The 19,115-nt window shown below is 67.3% G+C and carries 15 protein-coding genes; 11 read left to right on the top strand and 4 right to left on the bottom strand.

Going from position 1 to position 19,115, the window contains the following annotated elements:
- Positions 1 to 185: 185 nt before the first annotated feature.
- Positions 186 to 1,634 carry a glycoside hydrolase family 3 N-terminal domain-containing protein gene (locus tag NIBR502770_RS12035; RefSeq protein ID WP_141182085.1) on the top strand — a complete coding sequence of 483 codons (1,449 nt, stop codon included), beginning with the start codon at positions 186 to 188 and terminating at the stop codon, positions 1,632 to 1,634.
- Positions 1,635 to 1,676: 42 nt separating this feature from the next.
- Positions 1,677 to 2,495, top strand: coding sequence for a shikimate 5-dehydrogenase (locus NIBR502770_RS12030; protein ID WP_256371914.1), 819 nt, complete (start codon positions 1,677 to 1,679; stop codon positions 2,493 to 2,495).
- A gap of 8 nt (positions 2,496 to 2,503) precedes the next feature.
- On the opposite strand, the gene NIBR502770_RS12025 is transcribed toward NIBR502770_RS12030, so the two are convergent.
- A complete protein-coding gene (locus tag NIBR502770_RS12025) occupies positions 2,504 to 3,742 on the bottom strand; it encodes a class I SAM-dependent methyltransferase (protein WP_141182084.1) in 1,239 nt (412 codons plus the stop codon).
- Positions 3,743 to 3,796: 54 nt separating this feature from the next.
- Between NIBR502770_RS12025 and NIBR502770_RS12020 the strand changes: the two genes are divergently transcribed.
- From NIBR502770_RS12020 to groL, 3 genes are all read left to right on the top strand, one after another.
- Positions 3,797 to 4,177, top strand: coding sequence for a hypothetical protein (locus NIBR502770_RS12020; RefSeq protein WP_141182083.1), 381 nt, complete (start codon positions 3,797 to 3,799; stop codon positions 4,175 to 4,177).
- Positions 4,178 to 4,463: 286 nt separating this feature from the next.
- On the top strand, positions 4,464 to 4,757 hold the full coding sequence (gene groES / locus NIBR502770_RS12015; RefSeq protein WP_003805290.1) for a co-chaperone GroES: 294 nt from the start codon (positions 4,464 to 4,466) through the stop codon (positions 4,755 to 4,757).
- 78 nt (positions 4,758 to 4,835) lie between these two features.
- Entirely contained in the window at positions 4,836 to 6,446 is a 1,611-nt protein-coding gene (gene groL, locus NIBR502770_RS12010) for a chaperonin GroEL (RefSeq protein WP_141159829.1), read from the top strand.
- Between the two features lie 136 nt (positions 6,447 to 6,582).
- Here groL and NIBR502770_RS12005 read toward each other — a convergent pair whose 3' ends face one another.
- Positions 6,583 to 7,185, bottom strand: coding sequence for a dihydrofolate reductase family protein (locus tag NIBR502770_RS12005; protein WP_141182082.1), 603 nt, complete (start codon positions 7,183 to 7,185; stop codon positions 6,583 to 6,585).
- Positions 7,186 to 7,268: 83 nt separating this feature from the next.
- On the opposite strand from NIBR502770_RS12005, the gene NIBR502770_RS12000 reads away from it, so the two are divergent.
- Positions 7,269 to 8,792: an ATP-dependent DNA ligase gene (locus NIBR502770_RS12000; RefSeq protein WP_141182081.1), complete on the top strand. Its 1,524-nt coding sequence runs from the start codon at positions 7,269 to 7,271 to the stop codon at positions 8,790 to 8,792.
- A 20-nt stretch (positions 8,793 to 8,812) separates the two neighbouring features.
- Here NIBR502770_RS12000 and NIBR502770_RS11995 read toward each other — a convergent pair whose 3' ends face one another.
- Positions 8,813 to 9,781, bottom strand: coding sequence for a DUF389 domain-containing protein (locus NIBR502770_RS11995; protein ID WP_141182080.1), 969 nt, complete (start codon positions 9,779 to 9,781; stop codon positions 8,813 to 8,815).
- Between the two features lie 117 nt (positions 9,782 to 9,898).
- Here NIBR502770_RS11995 and NIBR502770_RS11990 point away from each other — a divergent pair, with 117 nt between their 5' ends.
- The 4 genes from NIBR502770_RS11990 to NIBR502770_RS11975 all read left to right on the top strand — a co-directional run bounded on the left by NIBR502770_RS11990 (position 9,899) and on the right by NIBR502770_RS11975 (position 17,152).
- Positions 9,899 to 11,971 (top strand): acyltransferase family protein, encoded by a 2,073-nt coding sequence (locus tag NIBR502770_RS11990; protein ID WP_141182079.1) that lies wholly within the window; start codon positions 9,899 to 9,901, stop codon positions 11,969 to 11,971.
- 226 nt (positions 11,972 to 12,197) lie between these two features.
- A complete protein-coding gene (gene guaB / locus NIBR502770_RS11985; protein ID WP_141159834.1) occupies positions 12,198 to 13,709 on the top strand; it encodes an IMP dehydrogenase in 1,512 nt (503 codons plus the stop codon).
- Positions 13,710 to 13,818: 109 nt separating this feature from the next.
- Positions 13,819 to 15,252 carry an HNH endonuclease signature motif containing protein gene (locus NIBR502770_RS11980; RefSeq protein WP_246857257.1) on the top strand — a complete coding sequence of 478 codons (1,434 nt, stop codon included), beginning with the start codon at positions 13,819 to 13,821 and terminating at the stop codon, positions 15,250 to 15,252.
- Positions 15,253 to 15,292: 40 nt separating this feature from the next.
- The gene (locus NIBR502770_RS11975; RefSeq protein ID WP_141182078.1) at positions 15,293 to 17,152 is read left to right on the top strand and encodes an ABC transporter ATP-binding protein; all 1,860 of its coding nucleotides are present in this window, start codon (positions 15,293 to 15,295) and stop codon (positions 17,150 to 17,152) included.
- 12 nt (positions 17,153 to 17,164) lie between these two features.
- On the opposite strand, the gene NIBR502770_RS11970 is transcribed toward NIBR502770_RS11975, so the two are convergent.
- Positions 17,165 to 17,770 carry a hypothetical protein gene (locus NIBR502770_RS11970; protein ID WP_141159837.1) on the bottom strand — a complete coding sequence of 202 codons (606 nt, stop codon included), beginning with the start codon at positions 17,768 to 17,770 and terminating at the stop codon, positions 17,165 to 17,167.
- A gap of 122 nt (positions 17,771 to 17,892) precedes the next feature.
- Here NIBR502770_RS11970 and NIBR502770_RS11965 point away from each other — a divergent pair, with 122 nt between their 5' ends.
- Entirely contained in the window at positions 17,893 to 19,029 is a 1,137-nt protein-coding gene (locus NIBR502770_RS11965) for a GuaB3 family IMP dehydrogenase-related protein (protein ID WP_141182077.1), read from the top strand.
- Positions 19,030 to 19,115 lie beyond the last annotated feature (86 nt).

The following is a 19,115-nucleotide window of genomic DNA, read 5'->3' as shown; positions in this document are numbered from 1 at the left end:
CGGCCTCCCCGGGCGCCGCCCCGCCGTCGTCGTCCGCGCCGCCCACCGGGGTGTCCCCGTCCGCATCAGCAAGTACGACGCCGGCGCCCCCTTTGGCTTCCCCGTCACCTGATCCGGGTTCCCGGCCCTTGGGGTGGGGGCCGGAGCAGCGGGACCAGGACGCCGCGGCGGCGGCCGTCGCGGCCATGTCGCCCGAGCAGAAAGCCGGGCAGGTCCTGCTCCCGTTCTTCAAGGGCAACCAGGTGGAGGCGCAGGCGGCGCTCATCCAGCGCCTCCACCTGGCAGGGTCCATCATCATGGGGGACAACGTGCCCCGCGACCCACGGGGCCAGGTGGACGTGCCCGGAATGGGTGCCGTGAACCAGCGGTTGCAGCAGGCTGTTGCGGCAGACGGCCGGCGTTGGCCGGGGATCATGAGCGTAGACCAGGAAGGCGGAGCGGTGGCACGCCTGGGGCAGCCCCTCACCGAATGGCCCACGCCCATGAGCTACGGCGCGGCCGGCAACCAGGCACTGACCCGCCAGGCGGGCAAAGCCCTGGCCGGCGAGCTGGTGCCGTTGGGCTTCGACCTCGACTTCGCGCCGGACACGGACGTGACGGTCGGCCCCTCGGACCCCACCATCGGTGCCCGTTCCATGTCCTCTGACCCTGCTGCGGCGGCAGCCCAGGGAACGGCCTTCTCCCAGGGCATGCTGGACGCAGGGGTGCTCCCCACCGTCAAGCACTTTCCCGGGCACGGCTCGGTAACGGCGGATTCCCACCTCAGCCTCCCCGTCCAGCCGGCAGGCCTCGACGTGCTGCGGGGCCGGGACTGGAAACCCTTCGAGGCTGCCGTCGCTGCGGGCCTGCCCATCGTCATGACCGGGCACATCGCCGTGCCTGCGCTGGAACCTGGTGTGCCGTCGTCGCTCTCCGCACCGAGCTACGCGGCGCTCAGGGGTTTGGGCTTCAAGGGCGTGGCCGTGACCGATGCCCTCAACATGGGCGCCGTCGAGAACCAGTACCCGGCCGGCGCCGCTGCAGTGAAAGCACTGGCCGCCGGCGCCGACCTGCTGCTGATGCCTGCGGACGTGGAGCAGGCGCACGCCGCCATCGTCCAGGCCCTGGCCGCCGGGACCCTTCCCGCCGCACGCCTGGATGAGGCAGCGCAGCGCGTGGCCACCATGATGATCTGGCATGCCCGCACCACGCCGCCTGCCGGTACCCCGGGCGCGGGTGCTCCGGCAGGAAGCGGGGCTGCGCTGTCGGCCCAGGTCTCGGCGTCGGCCGTCACGGTTGTCTCCGGCCCCTGCAGCGGACCCTTGGTTCCCGGCTCCGTGCGGGTGGCCGGCGGGGGACCGGGGGACCGGGAACGTTTTGAAGCCGCCGCCGCGCGCGCCGGGATTGCCGTGGGATCAGGGCCGGTGGTCAACCTCATCGGATTCGGCGGCAAACCGGCGGGCGGGGACATCGCCGTGTCCCTCGACGCCCCCTGGCTACTCCAGGGGTCCAGCGCCCCGGTGAAGCTGGCACTGTACGGACGAACCGATGCCGCCTTCGACGCCTTGGCCGCCGTACTGGCAGGGAAGGCCCCGGCCCCGGGAAAGCTGCCCGCCGCCGTCGGGCCCTTCCCGGCCGGAACCGGCTGCCCCTGAGCCCCTGGCCGCGCATGCCCGCAGGAACGCTTTAATGGTCTGGTGCCCATTCTGAATAAAGACATGACCCTCTGCATCTCGCTCTCGGCCCGTCCCAGCAACAACGGGACCCGGTTCCACAACCACCTTTACGGGCAGCTGGACCTGAACTGGATCTACAAGGCGTTCGCGCCCACCAACCTCGAACAGGCCATCGCGGGTGTCCGCGGGCTGGGCATCCGTGGCTGTGCCATCTCCATGCCCTACAAGGAAGACGTCATCGCGCTGGTGGACGAGATGGACCCCTCCGCCAAGGCCATCGACTCCGTAAATACCATCGTGAACACGGACGGGCATCTCAAGGCGTACAACACGGACTACACCGCCATCGAACAGCTCCTCGCCACCAATGAAGTCCCTACCGACTATTCGGTGCTGGTGCAGGGCGCCGGCGGCATGGCCAAGGCCACCGTTGCAGCCCTCCGGGACGCAGGATTCCGGGACGTCACCGTCATCGCCCGGAACGAGGCCGCCGGGCGTGCGCTGGCGGACCAGTATGGCTTCCAGTGGCGTGCAGCGCTCGACGGCGGGACGGCTGACCTGATCATCAACGTCACCCCGATCGGCATGGCGGGCGGCGCGGAAGCTGACACAATGGCTTTCCCTGCCCAAGCCATCGACGCGGCCCGCCTGGTGTTCGACGTGGTGGCGCTGCCCGCCGAAACACCGCTGATCCGCGCCGCCCGTGTGGCCGGCAAACCAGTGATCACGGGGGCCGAGGTGGCCACCATCCAGGCGCTGGAGCAGTTCGTCCTGTACACGGGCGTGCGTCCCACGCCGGACCAAGTGCGGGCGGCCGAGGACTTCATGCGCGCCCAGTAAGGCGTGCGTCAGGCGGGCTCCACCACGATGGCCACCCGGTCCTCGCCGATGCGCGTCAGGACCAGGGTGGCCGTCCTACCGCCCTTCTTCGCGTTCTTTCCGCCGGGCAGCAGCTGCTTCCGCAGCTCTTCCGGAGTGACCGCCGTGCCGCGCTTCTTGATGTCCAGCACGGTGATGCCCTCCTGCTTTACCCAGGCCTTGAGCGCCTTGACGTTGTACGGCATGACCTCCAGGACCTTGTAGGCACGGGCGAACGGGGTGGCCAGGAGCCTGGGCGCGCAGATGTAGGCGATGTGTTCATCCACCAGGTGGCCGCCGAGCTGCAGCGCCACGTCCGCCACCAGCCCGGCACGGATCACGGCGCCGTCCGGTTCATACAGGTACCCCTCCACGGGGCCCACCGGCGCGGCAGGGCCCGCGCCGAAGTCCTCGGCACTGGTCAACTCCGCAGGTGCCTGCGGCCCCAGGACCAACGCGGCGCGGCGGACTCCGGGCCGGCGAACGCCGTTGAACCACAGGGTCACCTCCGTGACGTCGCCGGCCACCGACACCCACTGCGCCTCGCAGCCCGCAGGCACGGACTCGTGCGGCATGCCCGGGCCCATCTTCACGCCCACGGCCTTGCCCTGGGCAGCCAGTGACTCCACGAAGGACAACGGCGGCGAGAATGCCTCAGGGTCCCAGATCCGCTTGGTGCCGGAGCTGGAGGTGACCCGCCGGGCCGGGTCCAGCCAGACGCCGTCCATCCCGTCCAGGGGGACGGACGAGGCGTCGGCATGCACCACCGTGGCGTTGGGGAAGGGGATGAGGTTCACGGTGGCGCAGGCCGCGGTGGTTTCGTCCATTTCGACGGCAGTGACGTTGAGGTCCAGGGAGGCCAGGGCCAGGGAGTCCGCGCCCAGGCCGCAGCCAAGGTCCGCCACGTGGCTGATCCCGGCGGCCGCGAACCGCCGGGCGTGGTGGGCGGCGACACTCAGGCGCGTGGCCTGTTCCAACCCAGCCTGCGTGAAAAGCATCTGCCGGGCGAATTCGCCGAATTTGGAATCCGCCCTGGTGCGCAGCCGCGATTGCGTCAGGACGGCCGAGACGAGTCCTGCAGGGTGACCTGCCTTCCGGAGTGCAGCGTTGAGCTCGAACGAGTCCTCATCGCGGTATGGGCCCAGGGACGCCAGCAACTCCCAGCCCTCCGGGGTCAGCAACGGTGCGATTTGGTCCTGTGCCATCTGGTCCTGGGGAGCGTGAGCCATGGGTTCCAGCCTAGTGGAGGAGTGCATGCGCGGGATGCGGATACTGTTGAATCCATGGATGAGAGCGCAGCCCCCCGCGAGCCCGATGACCACGAACCGGGGGACCACGGGCCGGCCAGGTTCGCCCGTCCCGTCCTGATTGCCGCCGCCGTGGTGGCCGTGGTCTGCATCGCATTGATGGTGATCATCTTCCTGTTGGACACCTTCAACGCGACCGTTTATTCGGTGGGCGGCAAAAACGTCCAGGACAACACCCAGGAGGCCAGGGACATCCGAGGGCTGTACGACGGCGCGCGGGCCGGGAGCATCTTCTTCCTCGTTGCTGCGCTCCTCGCCGCGGCAGTGTCCGGCTGGGTGCTGTACAGGGGACGGAACCAGGACGACGGCGATGCCGAGGGCGGCGAGGACGTGGACTTCGACGACCTGGGCCGGTGACGACGCGGGGCACCGACCACCCGGGCTGCCGGGATGGGGTGCCTACCATCCCCGGCGGCCCACCGCCGTCGGGCGCCAGAGGGTGTACGCCCATGACGAAACGTTGGCACTCACCTTGACCGAGTGCTAACCCTTACATAGAGTCTTCATTAGCACTCTCCCTAGGAGGGTGCTAACACATGAAGAGCTGCCAGCCAGGCTGCTGCCGGCACCGCGACGACGGTTTGCCAGCTACGGCGGAAAGCTTTCCAGTCCACGAATTTGCTGACGAAAAGGAGAGGTCCGAGTGTCGGTCTCTATTAAGCCTCTTGAGGATCGTATTGTTGTCCGCCCGCTCGAAGCCGAGCAGACCACGGCTTCCGGCCTGGTCATCCCGGACTCCGCACAGGAGAAGCCGCAGGAAGGCGAAGTTGTTGCAGTTGGCCCCGGCCGCTTCGAAGATGGCAACCGCGTTCCCGTTGACGTAGCAGTTGGCGACGTCGTCATCTACTCCAAGTACGGCGGAACTGAAGTCAAGACTGGCGGCACCGAGTACCTCGTGCTGTCCGCCCGCGACGTCCTGGCAATCGTCGTCAAGTAAATCTTCGGATCCCCGTGCTGCCGGCCATGCTCATGCTGGCCGGCAGTGCGGGGTTTCTGTCTTTGAAAGGACAAAACCATGGCAAAGCAGCTTGCGTTTAACGACGCTGCCCGCAGGTCCCTTGAGGCCGGCATCGATAAGCTCGCGAACACCGTCAAGGTGACGCTCGGCCCCCGCGGCCGCAACGTCGTCCTGGACAAGAAGTGGGGCGCCCCCACCATCACGAACGACGGCGTCACCATCGCCCGCGAAGTGGAACTGGACGATCCCTACGAGAACCTTGGCGCCCAGCTGGCCAAGGAAGTAGCCACCAAGACCAACGATGTTGCCGGCGACGGCACCACCACCGCCACGGTCCTGGCCCAGGCGCTGGTCAAGGAAGGCCTGCGCAACGTTGCAGCCGGCGCTGCCCCCGGCCAGATCAAGCGCGGCATCGAGGTTGCGGTTGAGGCCGTGGCTGCCCGCCTGCTCGAAAACGCCCGCCCGGTCGAGGGCACCCAGGTGGCTAACGTTGCCGCCATCTCGGCGCAGAGCGACGAGATCGGTGAGCTCCTCGCCGAGGCCTTTGGCAAGGTGGGCAAGGATGGCGTCATCACCATCGAAGAGTCCTCCACCACCCAGACCGAACTGGTCCTCACCGAGGGCATGCAGTTCGACAAGGGCTACCTGTCCCCGTACTTCGTCACCGACGCGGAGCGCCAGGAAGCAGTCCTCGAGGACGCACTCATCCTGATCAACCAGGGCAAGATCTCCTCGATCCAGGAATTCCTGCCGCTGCTCGAAAAGGCCCTGCAGAGCTCCAAGCCGCTGTTCATCATCGCCGAGGACGTTGAGGGCGAGGCCCTGTCCACGCTGATCGTCAACCGCATCCGCGGCACCCTGAACGTCGTGGCCGTCAAGGCTCCCGGCTTCGGCGACCGCCGCAAGGCCATGCTGCAGGACATCGCCACCCTCACCGGTGCACAGGTTGTCTCCCCGGAACTGGGCCTGAGCCTGGACTCCGTAGGCCTGGAGGTGCTGGGTACTGCCCGCCGCATCACCGTCACCAAGGACAACACCACCATCGTGGACGGCGCCGGTTCGGCCGAGGACGTGGCTGCACGCGTCGCCCAGCTGCGCGCCGAGCTGACCCGCACCGACTCCGACTGGGACCGCGAGAAGCTCCAGGAACGCCTGGCCAAGCTGGCCGGCGGCATCGGCGTCATCAAGGTTGGCGCTGCCACCGAGGTTGAGCTGAAGGAAAAGAAGCACCGCATCGAGGACGCCGTGTCCTCCACCCGCGCTGCCCTCGAAGAAGGCATCGTGGCCGGTGGCGGTACCGCCCTCATCCACGCCCTCAAGGCACTGGACGAGGACGCTTCCGTGAAGGCCCTCGAAGGCGACGCCGCCGCAGCTGTCGGCATCGTCCGCCGCGCACTGGTGCAGCCGCTGCGCTGGATTGCCCAGAACGCCGGCTTCGATGGCTACGTTGTCACCTCCAAGGTTGCCGACCTGGAGACCAACAACGGCTTCAACGCCAAGTCCGGCGAGTACGAGGACCTGATCGCCGCGGGCGTCATCGACCCCGTCAAGGTCACCCGTGCAGCCCTCCGCAACGCGGCCTCCATCGCCGCCCTGGTTCTCACCACCGAGACCCTGGTCGTGGAGAAGCCGGCCGAAGAGGACGAGCACGCAGGCCACAGCCACTAGGGCTGCACCTTAGCGGCTTTCCGCTGAAAAGGCTGGTCCGGCATCTGCCGGGCCAGCCTTTTTCATGCCCTTCACAGGATGCCAGGCTAGGTTGCTGGGCCCACGCCGCCAGGGTCCCTGGCCGAGCGAAGCGAGGTTAGGTTGCGGCCATCTCGGACGTCTGCACTTCTCCTCCGCGTTCGTACACCAGCGAGACCGCCCCTTTCGGGAAGCTGCGGGCCGGCTCGGCCAGCGTGAAGGTGGAGGGCACCGTTCCAGTGCCGAACAGGCGCTTTCCCTGGCCCAGGACCACCGGATACAGCCAGAAATGGAGCCGGTCCAGCACATTGGCCGCCATGAGGGACCGGATCAGTACCCCGCTGCCGAACATATGGATCTGCCCAAACCCGTCCCGTAGGCCGCCCGCGGCCGCGGCATCCGGCAGGACAGTGGTGCCGGCCCAGTCCGGGTCCGCCATTGTGCCGGAGACAACGAACTTGGGGACCCGGTTGAGGGCATCGGCTATGTCACCGGACTGGTGGGGCCAGTAGGACGCAAAGATGTCGTAGGTCTTCCGGCCGAGGAGGAGGGCATCCATCCGGCTGATCTCGTCCGCTATCGAGGCGCCGGCCTCGTCGTCGGACACCGGCGCCTGCCAGCCGCCGAACGCGAATTCGCCTTCAGGGTCTTCTTCACGGCCGCCCGGCGCCTGGTACACGCCGTCGAGGGTGATGAACAGGTTTGCCACGATGATCCCCACGCGCACATTGTGGACCCGCGCCTGCACGCTGTCCAGTACTCCGATCCAGGGTGCCGGTGCAGTGCCCGTGGCAGGATGGTGCCATGCTGCTCCTTGAGCTCGTGGAAACCACTAAAGCCGTCGCATCAACCCGGTCCCGGCTGGCAAAGGTGGACGCCCTGGCCCACCTGCTGCGCCGGCTGGAACCGGCGGAGATTCCGACGGCGGTGGGCTTGCTCAGTGCCAAGCCCCGCCAGGGCCGGGTTGGGGTTGGCTGGAGCGCCGTGGCTGCGGCCAAGGCGGAACCGGCAGCGGAGCCACGCCTCACCGTGTCGGATTTCGATGCCGCGCTGGACCGGCTCCTGGCAACAGCGGGCAGCGGGTCGGGTGCGGAACGGGCCGCCATCCTCCGGATGCTCATGGCTGCCGCCACCGAACCCGAGCAGTCGTTCATCGCCGGCGTCCTGCTTGGGGAACTGCGCACCGGCGCCCTGGAAGGAGTGCTGACGGACGCCGTCGCACGCGCCTCGGACCGGCCCGTCGACGCAGTGCGGCGTGCGGCCATGCTCTCCGGCGACCTCGGCGGTACGGCGCTTCTTGCACTGACGGGCACCCCCGCGGAACTTGACACCGTCGGCCTGGTGGTGGGCCGGCCGGTGCAGCCCATGCTCGCGGCCAGCGCCGGCAGCGCGGGCGCGGCCCTTGAAGCCACCGGGGAGGCTTCGGTGGAATATAAGCTCGACGGCGCCCGCATCCAGGTGCACCGGTCCGGCAGCGACGTGCGCATCTTCACCCGCAACCTTGCCGATGTAACGCACCGCCTGCCCGAGGTGGTGGACCTGGTCCGCGGGTTGCCGGTACAGGACATTATCCTCGATGGCGAAACCCTCGCCCTGGATGAAGAGGGCGCCCCGCGGCCCTTCCAGGAAACCATGTCCCGCTTTGGCGCAGGCGCAGTCCGGGAGACGCTGCTGCACCCCTGGTTCTTCGACGTGCTGCACATCGACGGCCGTGACCTGCTGGATGAACCGCTGGCCACCCGCATCGACATCCTCAACCGCGTGGCCCCTGCACACCGGATCCCGGGGGAGGTCACCGCCGACCCCGCCGTCGCCGAGCGCGTTTCGCAGGATGCGCTGGCCGCGGGCCATGAGGGCGTGGTGGTGAAGGCGATCGACTCGGTCTACGCCGCCGGCCGGCGCGGATCCAATTGGGTGAAAGTAAAGCCGGTGCATACCTACGACCTGGTGGTGCTTGCCTGCGAATGGGGCTCGGGACGCCGGACAGGGATGCTGTCCAACCTGCACCTCGGGGCATTGGATCCCGGCGGCGACTTCGGCGAACCCGGCGGCTACGTGATGGTGGGCAAGACGTTCAAGGGCCTTACCGATGAACTGCTGCGCTGGCAGACGGCCAGGTTCCAGGAAACTGAGGTGCGGCGCACCGCCGGCACCGTATGGGTTGAGCCGAAGACCGTCGTCGAAATAGCCATTGACGGCGTGCAGCAGTCGCCGCGCTACCCGGGCGGGATCGCCTTGAGGTTTGCCCGGGTCAAGCGCTACCGGGAGGACAAGGCCCCGGCCGAAGCGGACACCATCCAGACCCTCCGCTCCCTGCTGCGCCCGTAGTCGAAAGGAACCGTTGTCCGTCAGTTGCGGCTTCTGCTGCCCTGGCGCAGTAGGGTCCGGGCCTCACCATCCGGCAGGCGCTTGGAGATCATGCGGTAGAAGAGCAGGACGGCAACGGCGGCCACCACGATGCCTACAAGGTTGAGCAGCAGTTGGAGCGCGGAGCCTGCAGCCTTCGGGTATTCGCCCAGTACCAAAGCTACCGCCACGTATCCGGCCGCCGGCACGGTGGTCACGGAGATGAAGACACCGATCAGGGCGGCCGAGCGGCGGCCGATGATGGACAGCATCCCGGCGATTCCGGCCAGGATGGCAACGATCAACGAATACGGGCCGGGGTGGTAGATGAACTCCACTGCCGAGCCTTTGTCCAGGGCATCGCGCGGAAAGAGGCCCAGCGGGATCGACAGCCACGCCGTCAGTGCGGCCAGCAGCATCGCAACCGGGAAGCCCACGGCCAGGGCTACTGCGGCACGGCGGCCAAGCCTCCACTTTCGGGTGGCGATCGAAACCGCGAGGGCGGCCAGTGGCCCGAACTCAGGACCCACTGCCATGGCGCCCACAATGGCAATGGGGGAGTCGGTCACAATACCGATTCCGGCGAGTTGGGTTGCCAGGACCAGGAAGGCAAGGAAGTTCCAGGTCAAACGGGAGTCCTCGCCGGTCTGCCGGGTGACGTCCTCCCAGATCACGGCGTCTGCGCCCTCACCCGGGGCGGCGCGCTCAGCCTGGTCGGCGTTCCGGGACAGCACGAATTCGGGTGTGGACATGGAAATGGACCCAACATCGCGGACCTTCAGGATGCTGAGCTTCTCCAGAAGTTCCTCCACTGATTCCCGGGCGACCAGGACTTCAATGACATCGCCCTCTGGCACCACGGAGGCACCCCGGACCACAGTGACCTCTGCCGTTCCACGCTGGTCGCGGCAGGTCTGCACGGTCACGTCGGACAGCTCCCCGGGCACACAAATCCGCAGCTGGACAACCACGCCCGCTCCCTTCCACGACTGGGCCCAGCATAGTCTGAACCGGCGGCGTGATTGGCTGTTGGACAGCGCGTTGGCTAGGCTTGATGCTTTGGCTGGCGGCTGTTGTGAGGGGTTCTAGTGTCCGTAACGGAAGCCCCGAAGGCACCCGGATCCGGCCCCGCTGAACGCCCGCGGAAGCCCACTTTCCGTCCGGAGGTCCAGGGGCTCCGGGCGCTGGCTGTCCTGATGGTGGTGGCCTACCACGTGTGGCTGGGCCGGGTGTCCGGCGGAGTCGATGTCTTCCTGCTCATCTCGGCCTTCCTGCTCACGTTGTCGTTCGTCCGGAAAGCCCAGTCAGGCAAACCCTTCAAGCTGCCGGCGCACTGGCTGCACCTGTTAAAGCGGCTGCTGCCAGCCGCCGTCGTGGTGATCCTCGGCGTGCTCGCCGGCACCTGGCTGATCCTGCCGCAGGGCCGCTGGCCGCAGGTACTGGACCAGGCCTGGGCGTCCCTGCTGTACAGCCAGAACTGGCTCCTGGCGGACTTATCTGTGGACTATTACGCGCAGGACCACGCCGGTGCCAGCCCGCTGCAGCACTTCTGGTCCCTGTCCATCCAAGGGCAGGTCTTCATCCTGTGGCCGCTGGTCTTTGCCGCCGCGGCAGCCGTTCTGGCCGGGCTGCGCAGGGTATCCCGCCTGCAAGGGCTGACGTACCGCGGCCTGCTGGCCGTGGTTTTCGGTGCAGTCTTCGCGGTGTCACTGGCCTACTCCGTTGGCCAGACAGCCACCAACCAGGCCTACGCCTACTTCGACACCCGTGCCCGGCTCTGGGAGTTTGCACTGGGCTCCCTGCTGGCGCTGGCGCTGCCGTACCTGCGGCCCGGACGCATGGTGCGCATTGCCCTGGGCTGGGCCGGACTGGCCGCGATGATTTCCTGCGGACTGGTGCTGACCGTTGACCGGTCCTTCCCGGGGTACGTGGCACTGTGGCCTACGCTTGCGGCCGCCGCGATCATCGTCGCCGGGCAGACCGGCAGCCCTTTCGGCGTTGACCGCCTGCTCAGCAGCCGGGCCGCCGTGGCCCTGGGCGACAACTCCTATGCCCTTTATCTGTGGCACTGGCCCGTCCTGGTGCTGGCGCTCGCAGCCACCGGCGTCGAAGCGCCGAACCTCATGCAGGGCCTCGGCATCGTTGGAGCCGCCATCGTCCTCGCCGTCCTGACCACGCGCTTCGTGGAAAAGCCGTTGCGGGACTGGCACTGGCCCAAGCTCCGAACGTGGCGGACCGCCGTCGTCGTTGTTGCCTGTGGCGCTGTCCTGGCCGGGCCCGTCGCGGTCTGGCAGACATCACTCACCGCTGAGGAAAGTGCGACGGCGGCACAACCGAGGGAGCTCACGCCCGGGGCGCTGGCGCTCACCCCGGAGAACGAAGACTCGCCCGCGCCGAGAGCCCGCACCATCCCCGGGCCCACGGCCCTGGACAACGATTGGGCCGGCATCGACTCGCCCTGCACCGGTGCCAACGCCACGGCCGACCCCATCCTGGAGGGCTGCCGGCAGGAGCTTCCGGAGGAACCGGCCACCCGGCGCATCGTGGTCCTGGGCGACTCCCACGCCCAGCAGTACCTCGCCGCCCTGGCGCCGGTGGCAGCGGCCCGTGGCTGGGAACTGGTAACGCTGCTGATGCCTGCCTGCCGCTTCGGAGCCGAATCGGACGCCAGGAACGCCGAATGCAACGCCTACAACCGCGCCAGCTCCGCCTACGTCCTGGAACACCGGCCGGACGCCGTGTTCACCGTGGCGTCGCTGACCCACGAGGACGCCCCGTTCGAAACTGAGGTTCCGGGATACCTCGATGGTGTGAAGCCGTTCGCGGATGCGGGAATCGAGATCGTGGGCATTCGGGACAACCCGCGCTTCACCTTCAATATGCCGCAGTGCGCCCAACGGAACGGGGCTGGCGCACCGGCTTGCAACCCGCCGTTGGCCGAGTCCCTGGTGGAGCCGTCGCCGCTGGAAAACTACCGCGGCAAGCTTCCGGGGCTTCACCTGATGGACATGAGCGACTTCATCTGCGCACGGGGCGTCTGCCCGGCCGTGGTGGGGAACGTGTACGTCTACAAGGATGACAACCACCTCACCAGGACCTATGTCGAGTCCATGATTCCCATGTTCGAACAGCGGCTGCTGGCTGCCACCGGCTGGAGCTGAGCCATCCGGGCTGCCGGGCCGCGGGTGGGGTTGCTCACATTGTCGGCGTGGAATAGGGGGATCGGCGCCGAGGTTCTAATATTTACTCAACACTTTCTGCCCCCGGAACGCCGCCTTGCGCGGTGCTCCCGCAGGATCGTCTGCACAGGCCAGTTCCGTAATCACGGGCTGGTCATCGGCTGCAACCCCTACCCGTGACCCAGCAACCAAGGTAAGAGGCGCACTCATGACCGAGCCCGAACACAATCCCTTTGGCTTCATCGGCCTGACCTACGACGACGTCCTGCTCCTGCCGGGGCACACGGACGTCATCCCGTCCGAGGCCGACACGTCCTCGCGGATTTCCAAGCGGATCACGGTCCAGACCCCGCTGCTCTCCGCGGCCATGGACACGGTCACGGAATCCCGGATGGCCATCGCCATGGCCCGCCAGGGCGGCCTGGGCGTGGTGCACCGCAACCTGTCCATCGCCGACCAGGCGGACCAGGTTGACCGGGTGAAGCGGAGCGAGTCCGGGATGATCACCAACCCGCTGACCATCCGGCCCGAGGCAACGCTGCGCGAGCTCGATGATCTCTGCGCCCACTACCGCGTGTCCGGCCTTCCCGTGGTGGATGAGGACAACCGGCTGCTGGGCATCGTCACCAACCGCGATACCCGCTTTGTGCCGGAGTCCGATTTCCCGCTGCGGCTGGTCAGCGACGTCATGACCAAGATGCCCCTGGTCACCGGGCATGTAGGCATCAGCCGCGAGGAAGCCTCGCACAAGCTGGCTACCAACAAGATCGAGAAGCTCCCGCTCGTGGACGAGCAGGGCCGGCTCAAGGGCCTGATCACCACCAAGGACTTCACCAAGGCCGAGCAGTACCCCCTTGCCACCAAGGACGATGAGGGCCGCCTCCGCGTGGGTGCCGCGATCGGCTTCTTCGGCGACGGCTGGGAGCGCGCCATGACCCTGGTGGACGCCGGCGTCGACGCCCTGTTCGTGGACACCGCGAACGGCCACTCCCAGGGTGTCCTGGACATGATCCGCAGGCTGAAGTCCGACCCCGTCGCCGCCCACGTGGACATCATCGGCGGCCAGGCCGCCACCCGCGAAGGCGCCCAGGCCCTGATCGACGCCGGTGCCGACGGCATCAAGGTGGGCGTTGGTCCCGGGTCCATCTGCACCACCCGCGTCGTGGCCGGTGTCGGCGTCCCCCAGATCACGGCCATCTACGAATCCGCCAAGGCTGCCATTCCGGCAGGCGTTCCGCTGATCGCCGACGGCGGCCTGCAGTACTCCGGCGACATCGGCAAAGCCCTGGTGGCCGGAGCCGACACCGTGATGCTGGGTTCGCTCCTGGCAGGCTGCGACGAGTCCCCTGGCGACCTGATCTTCGTCAACGGCAAGCAGTTCAAGTCCTACCGTGGAATGGGTTCCCTGGGCGCCATGCAGTCGCGCGGCAAGAACACGTCCTACTCCAAGGACCGCTACTTCCAGGCTGACGTCTCCGGTGACGACAAGTTGATCCCTGAAGGCATCGAAGGCCGCGTGGCGTACCGTGGTCCGCTGTCCTCCGTGGCGTACCAGCTGGTGGGCGGCCTGCGCCAGACCATGTTCTACACCGGTGCACCCACAGTCCCCGAGCTGAAGGTCCGGGGCAAGTTCGTTCGGATCACCTCCGCCGGGCTGAAGGAATCGCACCCGCACGATATCCAGATGACCGTCGAGGCGCCGAACTACGGCTCGCGCTAGACACAGGACTGAATAGAGGAGGCAAGGTTTTTGACCTTGCCTCCTCTTCTTTTCCTCCGCGGAGCCCTTCTCGTCCTTGAATGTCGGACCCCCGCTGGATGATGTGGGTATGGGAATCGGCGGTGGTGTTGCGGTGGCGTTGGAGGGTGTTCGTGCCTCTGTTGCTGCCCTGGATGCGCTGGAGCGGGAGGACGCTTCCCTGGGATTTGGTTTGGATGTTGATGCCGGTGTCGGTGCTGGTGTGGATGTTTTGCAGCGGCGGTATGAGATCCGGTTGGAGCGGCTGGAGCTTACGTCCCGGCTGGAGGCGCAGCTTGCAGGGATGAAGGCACGGGACGCCGCCGACGCCGCCGGGTTCCAGGAGGCGATGACCCCGCCGGACGCCTCGGTCCAGGACCGCACGTACGCGCAGATGTCGGTGGTGGAGGAGATCGCAGGGGTCCTCACCATCAGCTCCGCCGCAGCCGGGGCGCTGGTGGAGCAGTCCCGCCGGATCTGTTCCCTACCGCCGGTGTTCCAGGCCCTGTCCACCGGGGCCATGTCCTGGCAGCACGCCCGCGTCGTCGCGGACGAGACCGAGGGCCTTGACGCTGTCGGGGCTGCCGGGCTGGTGGCGCACTTCTTCGACCCCGCCACGTCCGAGCCGGCCCGGGGTGCCGCGCCCGGTGAACTGGTCCCGTCCCGGTTCCGGGCCAAGATCCGGGGCTGGCGGGAACGCCACCACCCCGAATCGATCCAAAAGCGCCATGCGAAAGGGGTGGCTGACCGTCGGATGGAATACACCCCGGACCGGGACGGCATGGCCTGGGTCTCCCTCTACCTTCCCGGCGATACCGCGTGCGCGATCTGGAACCGGACCACCGCGACCGCCCGCGGCCTCCAGGGCCCCAACGAACCCCGCACGCTTACGCAACTCCGCCCCGACATCGCCGCATCCCTGTTGCTGGGGGCTGGAACCGCCACCGACCTTGCTGAAATTCCCACCCCACGGGCCGACGTGCTGGTCACCGTGCCCGTGTTCTCGCTCCTCGGCCTCACTGACGAACCCGCAGTGCTGGATGGTTTGGGGCCGATCCCGGCATCGATGGCACGGAAACTCGTCGCCGGTGGGGCGGAGTCGTTCTACCGGGTCCTCGTCGACCCGCGGGACGGGGCGCCCCTGGAGATCGGCAGGAAGAACTACCGGCTCACGGGGGCCATCAAACGCTGGATCAGGCTGCGCGATGCCCAATGCACGTTCCCCGGCTGCACCAACCGCACCCCCGACAACGAAACCGACCACCTCACCGCGTGGCAAGACGGTGGCACCACCAACGTCAGCAACCTGGCCCAGCTCTGCCGCAAGCATCATCGGCTCAAACATCACAGCCAATGGACCCCGGGCCCGGCCACGAGCAAGGACCCACCGGGCTGGACCTCACCCACCGGGCGCTTCTACAACCCGGAACACCAGGATTCAGAACCAACCCACTGGCCACCAGGAAGCCTGCCAGGGCAAAGAAGCATTCTGGAGGAAGCACTCGTGCTGCGTCTCGCTGGCTAGCGGCCGTCTTTCATGTCCAGTCCGGCGCTAGGCTGATTCCATGTCCCAACCGCGCCATCCGGCGGAACTGGCCCCTAAACGCGACCCGCAAAAGCGGCTGGCGCTGCGTCCCTATGCCAAGGCCGTGGCCCAGGTTCTCCGGGTGAGTTTCCGCGCCTCCCCGGGCGCGGTGGTCATGAAAGTGCTTGGCTCGCTGATTTCGGCCGTGCTGCCGCTGGTCACCACCTACTTCGCGTCCCTCACCACCACGGCTTTGGCGGCAGCCTACGCGGGCGACGCCGCGGCGGGGCGCCTTGCGATCGTCTACGTCGTCGTCACTGCCGCGCTGGGTCTCTTCTGGGGCGCCTTCAACAGCATCGACCGGTATATCCAGCAGTTGATGAGCTTCAAGGTGGGGGCCATCGTCGGTGACCAGATGTACGAACGCTTCCTTGCCCTCGAGTTCTGGCGGTACGACGACAAGGAGACAGTGGACCTCTACGACCGTGCCAAACGGTTTTCGGATTCGTATGCGCGCGTCCTGGACCGCATCGCAGCAATCTTCACCCAGTTGATCTCAGTCATCCTGGCCATCGGCGCCCTGCTGCTGGTCAGCTGGTGGATCGCCGTCATCGTCCTGGTGGCCATCGTCCCCAGCGTGTACCTGCAGTTCAAGCTGTCCAGGGAGCAGATCGCGCACTGGAACACGCAGGTTGATTCACGCCGCCAGCGCCGCATGATCGAGACCAACCTCCTCCGGCCGCAGCACATTGCCGAAATGCGGCTTTACGGCATCGTCAGTTTCCTCATGGACCTTCGCTCGCGCCTTCGTGATGCGGACGAGCGTCGCCGGCTGGACTACCAGCGCCGGTACATTCCCAGGCAGTTGGCTGCGGACGCCCTGCAGTACGGTGCCGAGGTGGTGTCCTTGATTTGGGTGGTGGGGCAGATCATTGCCCGCGCAGCCCCGGTGGGCCAGTTCCTCTACGTACAGCAGATCGTCAGCCGTGCATTGTCCACGGCCAATAACCTGGTGTCCTCGCTCAGCTCCATTGACGAAGACCTCGCGAACCTGAAGGACTACGAGCTGTTCATGGCGATGCCCGTGCACTCTGAGCATGCCCCGCCGCTGCTGGAAGCCCCGCGGGAAATTGAGCTGAAGGACATCCGCTTCACCTACACCGGAAGCGACATCGAAGTCATCCGGGGCATCAGCCTCACTATCCGGCGGGGCCAGCACATCGCCATCGTGGGTGAGAACGGGGCCGGGAAGTCGACGCTGATCCGCATCCTCGCCGGGCTCTACCGGCCTGACTCCGGCCAGGTCCTGCTCGGCGGCGTGGACCTCGCCGCCGTCGACGTCACCTCCTGGCACCGGCACTTGGCCGTGCTCAGCCAGGAGTTCCTCAAGTATGAGTTCGCCACGGCGGCCGAGAACATCTACTTCGGGGACGTCGACTCGGCCCGGGATGATGAACGCATCCGCAGGGCGGCCTCGGACGCGGAGGCCCTGGAATTCATCAACAGGTTGCCCAACGGCCTGGACAACCACGTCAGCAACTGGATGGAGGATCCACGGGGGCGGAAGGGGAGCGGCCTTTCGGGAGGCCAGTGGCAGCGCCTTGCCATGGCCAGGAACTTCTACCGGGACGCGTCCTTCATGGTGATGGACGAGCCCACCTCCGCCATCGACGCCCTCGCCGAGCACCGCATCTTCACCCGGCTCTTTGCGGACCGCAGCAGCACCATCATCGCTATCAGCCACCGGCTCGCCACCATCGAGAAGGCGGACGTCGTGTACATGCTGGAGGACGGGGAAGTGGTGGAGCAGGGCACGCACAAGGAGTTGGTTGCCCTGCGCGGCCGCTACTTCAGGATGTTCGAATCGCAGCTGACGGTCGATGAACCTGAAGAAGTCTGACGCGGCTGCCCGTCATGCCTCCACAACTGTGGTTCGGACACGGGCAAGGCTTGGCCGCGGCGGCACGCTGCTGAAGCCGAACGTGACGGCGGGCCGGATGGGAGCCAGCGCCCCGGCGTCGGATCCTTCCCAGCTGACGACGGCGGAGGTCACGTGGTGCAGGTCAGTCACCCCGTAGAACTCAGCCCTGCCGCTGCCGGCAGTGCCGTACGTGCGGGCGCCGGGTGCCGCGAGGGCGGCGAGCGGATTGACCGCGGCGAGCCACCGGGGATGGACCGCAAGGCGCCGGGGCACTGCCCGCAGCGCTGTTCCGAGAAGGGTACGCGGTCCGGTGGCAGCCCGGATGGCCAGCGGGCCGGCGTCGACCGTCAACACCTGTCCGGCGAGCGAGGCGTGAACCTCCCCGACCTGTACCTCGTCAAAGCTGTATGTGGCCGATATGAAGCCAGCCACTTCGGGTGAGGGAGCCAGCAGCATCCGGTGCCCCGAAGGCTGCTGCACCATGACATCGGCAAATGAACCAAAGGGGGAGTCCTGCCAGATGCCCACGACGGTGCGCAGCCCGGAGGCAGTGCCAATCCCGGCGATGTGCCCGTCGAAAATCCAGCGTGCGCCCATCACGCCACTCTAATGGGAGGCCAGGACGGGTCCGCCTTCGATGGCAACGCTCCAACCGGCAGCGCTACCCGGACGGACACAGCCGGGCCAGTTCACCGAAGCCGCTGGGATAACCTAGAGCAGTGACTTATGAGATCGAGATCGGCCGTGGCAAGCGTGGGCGTCGTGCCTACTCCCTGGATGACATTGCAATCGTCCCCAACCGTCGCACCCGCGACCCCAAGGACGTCTCCGTCTCCTGGCAGATCGACGCCTATCAGTTCGAGATGCCGGTGATCGCCGCGCCGATGGACTCGGCCATGTCCCCGGCCACCGCAATCGCCCTCGGCAAGCTGGGCGGCCTTGGCGTGCTGGACCTGGAAGGCCTCTGGACCCGGTACGAGGATCCGCAGTCGGTCCTGGACGAAATTGCGGCGCTGGAGGACGAAACCAACAGCCCCGCCGTGACCGGGCGCATGCAGGAGCTTTACCGGGCCCCCATCCAGCCGGAGCTCATCACCTCCCGCCTGGCTGAGATCCGCGAGGCCGGCGTCACCGTTGCCGGGTCACTGACACCGCAGCGCACCCAGGAACACTACAAGACCGTCCTGGCGGCCGGCGTCGATATCTTCGTCATCCGCGGCACCACCGTGTCCGCCGAGCACGTCTCCAAGGACCACGAGCCGCTGAACCTCAAGCAGTTCATCTACGAACTCGACGTCCCGGTGATCGTGGGCGGCGCAGCAGGCTACACCCCGGCGCTGCACCTCATGCGCACCGGCGCCGCAGGCGTCCTGGTCGGCTTCGGCGGCGGCGCCACCACCACCACCCGCCGCGCCCTGGGCATCCACTCGCCCATGGCCTCCGCCATCTCCGACGTCGCAGCCGCCCGCCGCGACTACATGGACGAGTCCGGCGGCCGCTACGTCCACGTCATTGCCGACGGCGGGATGGGCACCTCGGGCGACATCGTCAAGGCAATCGCCATGGGCGCCGACGCCGTCATGCTGGGGAGTGCCTTGGCCCGGGCAGAAGAAGCACCGGGCAAGGGATGGCACTGGGGCCAGGAAGCGCACCACACCGAACTGCCCCGCGGAGACCGCGCCAACGTGGGCACCGTCGGCCCGCTGCAGGAGGTCCTCTTTGGGCCCGGCCACCACACCAACGGCACGTCCAACCTCATTGGCGCCCTGCGGCGCTCCATGGCCACCACCGGATATTCCGACCTGAAGGAATTCCAGCGGGTCGACGTCGTGGTGTCGCCTTACGCCGGCAACTAAGGCTCCGCGGCAGGGCGGGCGCTGGCCCGCCCTGCCCAAGCACGCCACGAGCAAGTAGTGTGGGTTTACTACCGGCACTAGAGGCA

This window comes from Pseudarthrobacter sp. NIBRBAC000502770 (assembly GCF_006517815.1).
GTDB classification, from domain to species: Bacteria; Actinomycetota; Actinomycetes; order Actinomycetales; family Micrococcaceae; genus Arthrobacter; species Arthrobacter niigatensis.
The sequence above is the reverse complement of the archived record's forward strand: the minus strand, read 5'-3'. Positions and strand labels throughout refer to the sequence as shown.

Excerpts from the sequence above, each read along its gene's own strand:
- NIBR502770_RS12035 (WP_141182085.1), top strand. The coding sequence starts at position 186 with ATGTCGCCCGAGCAGAAAGCCGGGCAGGTCCTGCTCCCGTTCTTCAAG.
- NIBR502770_RS12025 (WP_141182084.1), bottom strand. The coding sequence starts at position 3,742 with ATGGCTCACGCTCCCCAGGACCAGATGGCACAGGACCAAATCGCACCG.
- NIBR502770_RS12020 (WP_141182083.1), top strand. The coding sequence starts at position 3,797 with ATGGATGAGAGCGCAGCCCCCCGCGAGCCCGATGACCACGAACCGGGG.
- groL (WP_141159829.1), top strand. The coding sequence starts at position 4,836 with ATGGCAAAGCAGCTTGCGTTTAACGACGCTGCCCGCAGGTCCCTTGAG.
- NIBR502770_RS12000 (WP_141182081.1), top strand. The coding sequence starts at position 7,269 with ATGCTGCTCCTTGAGCTCGTGGAAACCACTAAAGCCGTCGCATCAACC.
- guaB (WP_141159834.1), top strand. The coding sequence starts at position 12,198 with ATGACCGAGCCCGAACACAATCCCTTTGGCTTCATCGGCCTGACCTAC.
- NIBR502770_RS11980 (WP_246857257.1), top strand. The coding sequence starts at position 13,819 with ATGGGAATCGGCGGTGGTGTTGCGGTGGCGTTGGAGGGTGTTCGTGCC.
- NIBR502770_RS11975 (WP_141182078.1), top strand. The coding sequence starts at position 15,293 with ATGTCCCAACCGCGCCATCCGGCGGAACTGGCCCCTAAACGCGACCCG.
- NIBR502770_RS11970 (WP_141159837.1), bottom strand. The coding sequence starts at position 17,770 with ATGGGCGCACGCTGGATTTTCGACGGGCACATCGCCGGGATTGGCACT.